Consider the following 4,585-nt stretch of genomic DNA (forward strand, 5'->3'; position numbering starts at 1 on the left):
CCACAGGAGACCCCCATGACACGCACCGGCCGCACGAGAAGCCACCGGAGCAAGAAGAAGCGCATCACCCTCGCCCTGGCCCCGGTGGCGGCCGTCGCGGTGGCCGTGCCGCTGATGAACCCCGCGGGCGCCGCCACCCCCTCGGAGGTGACCGCCGACTGCTCCGCGGACTCGGACAAGCTGGAGAACTGCCAGTTCGTCGACGTCCAGTTCAAGCGGAACAGCCTCGGGCCCAACCAGCGCGTCTCCGCGGTGACCGACAACTGCGGATCGACGGGCACCGCCTCGAAGACCTTCAACGTGAGCACGTCCGTCACCAGGACCATTCAACTGGAGGACGGATTCACCGCGGCCGCCGACACGAAACTCGGGAATTCCTTCTTCGAGATCGGCGTGAAGTTCAGCACGTCCGAGATCGACATCACGCGTGACGACAAGACGACCACCTTGCAGTTCAGCAGGACGGACACCGTGCAGCCGGACAGCGTCGCGTTCTTCATGTGGTCCGCGAAGCGCACCGACGTGAGCGGCTACCTCAAGGCCACGTACAAGGAGGCGCAGGACGGAGGCAAGGTCTTCTTCTCCCCGAGCGAGGGCGCCACGAGCGTGCACGTCTTCTATCCGCAGATCCTGAAGAACGGCACCCCCGACGGGCGTCTGTGGCTGCGCAACGTGAAGTGCGGGACGCCGGAGGCGTCGGGCCTGCGCAATTCCACGCGCGCCCTGAGGTCCGAACCGGGATTCGGTGAGGCCGGCGAGAACGTCACCGACGTCGAGATCCCGCTGTCGGAGGTCCCGGCGCAGTAGGCAGGGCACTCCGGACGTTCTCAGATGCGAAGCACGGGCGCGGCTCCCAGCCACCTCAGGACCGCGTCCGTGCTGCCGCGTGCGTCCAGCTTGGCGTAGATGTTGCTGAGGTTGTTGCGGACGGTCTTCTCGCTCAGCCGTAACCGCAGCCCGATCTCCTGCGCGCCCAGCCCGGTCGACAGCAGCTCCATGATCTGCCGCTCGCGCGGTGAGAGCCGCCCGCGCAGCCGCTCCAGCGCCGTGTCCTCGGTGGACTTCTGCCGGGCCCCCTCGCGCAGGGCCGCGCAGGCCGCCGGGGAGAGGTAGGTGTGCCCGATGGTGGCGCCGACGACGGCCGAGGAGAGCATGCAGGTGCAGTAGTCACCCTCGACCAGATACCCGGCACCGCCCCGGAAGACCTCCACGATGGTCTCGGCGTCCCGGTGCGGGCCGACCACGATCACCGGGACGCCGTCGGCCCGCAACTCCCGCAGGGCGTCCACCGGTTCGGCGCAGCGCAGGACGACGGCGTCCACGCCGCCCGGGACGCGGAAGGGCGGGGGCGGGCGCAGACTCACCACTCGCTCGACGTACGGGTCGTCCGGGGCCGGCCAGTCGGGATGCGGCCAGCTGCCCTCGGGGCAGGCGAGGGCGACGGAGAGTTTCCGGGAAGTGCGCACGTCACTGTGTCCTTCCGCCGAAGCCGTACGAGTCCGTACGTGTCCGTACGTCCGTACATACGGAGACCGGCGTGGACATGTTCAAGCTTTCAAGGAACGCGCTCACGGCAGCAGTGGCGCGACCTCCTCCCCGAACTGCTCGATCTGCCCGACGAGTTCGTCCCTGCTCCGGCTGCGGAACCGCACCTGGACCTGGTCCACCCCCATCGCCCGATAGGCCCGCAACGACTCGGCGATGGCGTCGGCGGACCCACTGACCGTCCGCCGCCCGACGTCCCAGTCCGGCGTCCCGACGTACAGGGGCTCGGCGATGGCGCCCACGGTGAACGGCCCCTCGATCCCCGCCTCCTGTCTGAGCCGCCGTATCCGCGCGATGCGGTCCGGCAGCACGTCCCTCGGATCTCCCTGCGGCAGCCAGCCGTCGCCCTTGAGCGCGGCCCGTCGCAGGGCGGCCGGCGAGGACCCGCCGACCCAGAGGGGGACCCGGTCCTGCGCCGGGCGGGGCCGCTGCCCCAGCCCTTCGAAGTCGTACAGCTTGCCGTGGTGTTCGGGGAAGTCATCCGCCCCGAGCGCGGCGCGCAGGGCGTCGATCGACTCGTCCAGCACGGCCCCGCGCCGCTCGAAGTCGGCCCCCAGCACCTCGAACTCCTCCCGCACATGTCCGGCCCCGACCCCGAGGATCAGCCGGCCGCCCGACAGGTGGTCGAGGGTGGCGTACTGCTTGGCGGTGAGCAGCGGATGCCGCAGCCCCACCACGGCGACGTGACTGAGCAGCCGGGTCCGCGCGGTGGCCGCCGCCAGGAAGGCGAGGGTGGCGACGGGGTCGTACCAGACCGTGCTCATCGCGGACGCGAGGCGGCGCGGGATGGCGACGTGGTCGCAGCACGCCAGGTAGGCGAACCCGGCGCGGTCGGCGGCACGGGCCACGGCGAGCAGGTCCTCTGGCCCGGCGGCGGCCTCCCAGGGCTCGGCGTAGAGGGTGCTCTGGGACTGGACGGGGAGCTGGATCCCGTAAGCCAGGCTCACCGCGCCCCGTTTCACCGCGTCCCGTTTCACCGCGTCCCGTCCCAGAGCCCGTCGTCGGTCAGCCCCAGCAGCTCGATCGCGTTCCGCCGCACGATCCGCTCCACCACCTCAGGATCCAGGTGCCCCATCTGCGCCTCGCCGACCTCGCGGGACTTGGGCCAGGTGGAGTCGGAATGGGGATAGTCGGTCTCGTAGAGGACGTTGTTCAGTCCGATCGCGTCCAGATTGCGCAGCCCGAAGGCGTCGTCGAAGAAGCAGCCGTAGACGTGCTCGGCGAACAGCTCGGACGGCGGCCGGTGCACCTTGTCGGCGACGCCGCCCCAGCCGCGGTTCTCCTCCCAGACGACGTCGGCGCGCTCGAGGATGTAGGGGATCCAGCCGATCTGCCCCTCCGCGTACATCACTTTCAGATTCGGGAACTGCTCGAACTTGCCGCTCATCAGCCAGTCGACCATCGAGAAGCAGCAGTTGGCGAAGGTGATGGTGGAGCCGACGGCGGGCGGGGCGTCGGCGGAGGTGGAGGGCATCCGGCTGCTGCTGCCGATGTGCATGGCGACGACCGTGCCGGTCTCGTCGCACGCGGCGAGGAAGGGGTCCCAGTCGTCGGTGTGGATGGAGGGGAGCCCGAGGTACGGCGGTATCTCGGAGAAGGCGACGGCACGGACCCCGCGTGCGGCGTTCCGCCGGACCTCCTCGGCGGCCAACTGGGGGTCCCAGAGAGGGATCAGGGTGAGCGGGATGAGCCGCCCGCGCGCCTCGGGGCCGCACCACTCCTCCACCATCCAGTCGTTGTAGGCGCGGACGCAGAGCAGGCCCAGCTCGTGGTCCTTCGCCTCGGTGAAGGTCTGGCCGCAGAAACGCGGGAACGTCGGGAAGCAGAGGGCCGACTGGACGTGGTTGACGTCCATGTCGGCGAGCCGGGCGGGGACGTCGTACGACCCCGGCCGCATCTGCTCGTAGGTGATGACCTCGAGCTTGATCTCGTCCCTGCTGTACCCCACGGCGGTGTCGAGGCGGGTCAGGGGCCGGCGGAGCTCCTCGTAGACCCACCAGTCCCCGACGGGACCGTCGTCGCCGGGCTCGCCCATGACGGGCTTGAAGCGCCCGCCGAGGAACGTCATCTCCTTCACGGGCGCACGGACGATCCGGGGACCGACGCCCCGGTACTTCTCCGGGAGCCGGTCCTGCCAGACGGTCGCGGGCTCCACCGTGTGGTCGTCCACGGAGATGATCAGCGGAAACGTGCTCTCGTGGGTGTCCATGGCGCTCACGGTAGCGCTGATCTGACGGGGCGTCAGCTATGCGATACGACAAGAGAATCCAGACAGGCGCGAATCTCCGCAACCATCCGGTCAGGCTCTCGGAACACGTCCTGAGCGGTGTAGCGCAGGAGACTGCGCACCTCCGGACACTGGAGGACCTGATTGAAGCGGGAGACGTCCCGCCGGTGCGCCTCGCGGGTGCCGTGGTAGGCGTACCCCTCGATCTCCACGGCCAGCCCCTCGCGCCGGAAGAGGAAGTCCAGCACGACCCGGCGACCGGCCGTGGTGAACAGTTCCACCTGGCAAACTCCGGCCGGAGACCGGCATCCAGCATGCGCAGACGGGCGATGGTCTCGGCCGGCGACCCCGCCCGCGGATCGCACAACCCGAGTAGGCGCTGGCCCTCCGCCGATCCTCGGCACGGGTCTGCCAGAGCGGCTGCGACAGCGTCCAGCCGTGCGAGCGGTGCCCGCCGTGAACCGTGAACCCGACGGTAGGTGATCGCCGACTCCAGGGCGACGAGCGCGTCGTCCCTCGGCTCGGAGCAGAGCAGGTCCGTGAGCGTACGCACGGGGCTCGTGAGCCGCAGGCCGTTCCGCACCGCCATCTCCCCTAGACCGAGGCGAGTCCGACGTACGCGTACACCCTTCGCCTTGCCGCGAAAGCTGAGACCGGGGTCGATGAACTCCAAGGGCGCCTCGGCAGCTGGGGCGAGGGTCTCGATCCACCACAGAGCGGTGACGGAACGGTGGCTCACGACGAGCCGCGGGTTGACGAGCTGAACCGCCCGAAGCCGCGTGGGCAGGTCAGCGCCCCGCCCCGGCTCCACCC

Annotated in this window: 5 protein-coding genes; 1 reads left to right on the forward strand and 4 read right to left on the reverse strand. The window is 70.0% G+C overall.

Features of this window, described 5'->3' with window-relative positions; translation table 11 throughout:
• Positions 1 to 15: 15 nt before the first annotated feature.
• Positions 16 to 807, forward strand: coding sequence for a hypothetical protein (locus tag CA983_RS41015; RefSeq protein WP_086605750.1), 792 nt, complete (start codon positions 16 to 18; stop codon positions 805 to 807).
• A gap of 20 nt (positions 808 to 827) precedes the next feature.
• Here CA983_RS41015 and CA983_RS41020 read toward each other — a convergent pair whose 3' ends face one another.
• The 4 genes from CA983_RS41020 to CA983_RS41035 all read right to left on the reverse strand — a co-directional run bounded on the left by CA983_RS41020 (position 828) and on the right by CA983_RS41035 (position 4,053).
• Complete coding sequence (locus CA983_RS41020) at positions 828 to 1,466, reverse strand: response regulator transcription factor (protein ID WP_086605751.1); 639 nt, start codon at positions 1,464 to 1,466, stop codon at positions 828 to 830.
• A gap of 102 nt (positions 1,467 to 1,568) precedes the next feature.
• The gene (locus CA983_RS41025) at positions 1,569 to 2,486 is read right to left on the reverse strand and encodes a TIGR03619 family F420-dependent LLM class oxidoreductase (protein WP_086605753.1); all 918 of its coding nucleotides are present in this window, start codon (positions 2,484 to 2,486) and stop codon (positions 1,569 to 1,571) included.
• A 32-nt stretch (positions 2,487 to 2,518) separates the two neighbouring features.
• Positions 2,519 to 3,754, reverse strand: coding sequence for an amidohydrolase family protein (locus CA983_RS41030; protein ID WP_086605752.1), 1,236 nt, complete (start codon positions 3,752 to 3,754; stop codon positions 2,519 to 2,521).
• A gap of 32 nt (positions 3,755 to 3,786) precedes the next feature.
• Positions 3,787 to 4,053 carry a hypothetical protein gene (locus CA983_RS41035; RefSeq protein ID WP_244207316.1) on the reverse strand — a complete coding sequence of 89 codons (267 nt, stop codon included), beginning with the start codon at positions 4,051 to 4,053 and terminating at the stop codon, positions 3,787 to 3,789.
• Positions 4,054 to 4,585 lie beyond the last annotated feature (532 nt).

Origin of the sequence: Streptomyces swartbergensis (assembly GCF_002148965.1) — a bacterium.
Classification (GTDB): Bacteria; Actinomycetota; Actinomycetes; order Streptomycetales; family Streptomycetaceae; genus Streptomyces; species Streptomyces swartbergensis.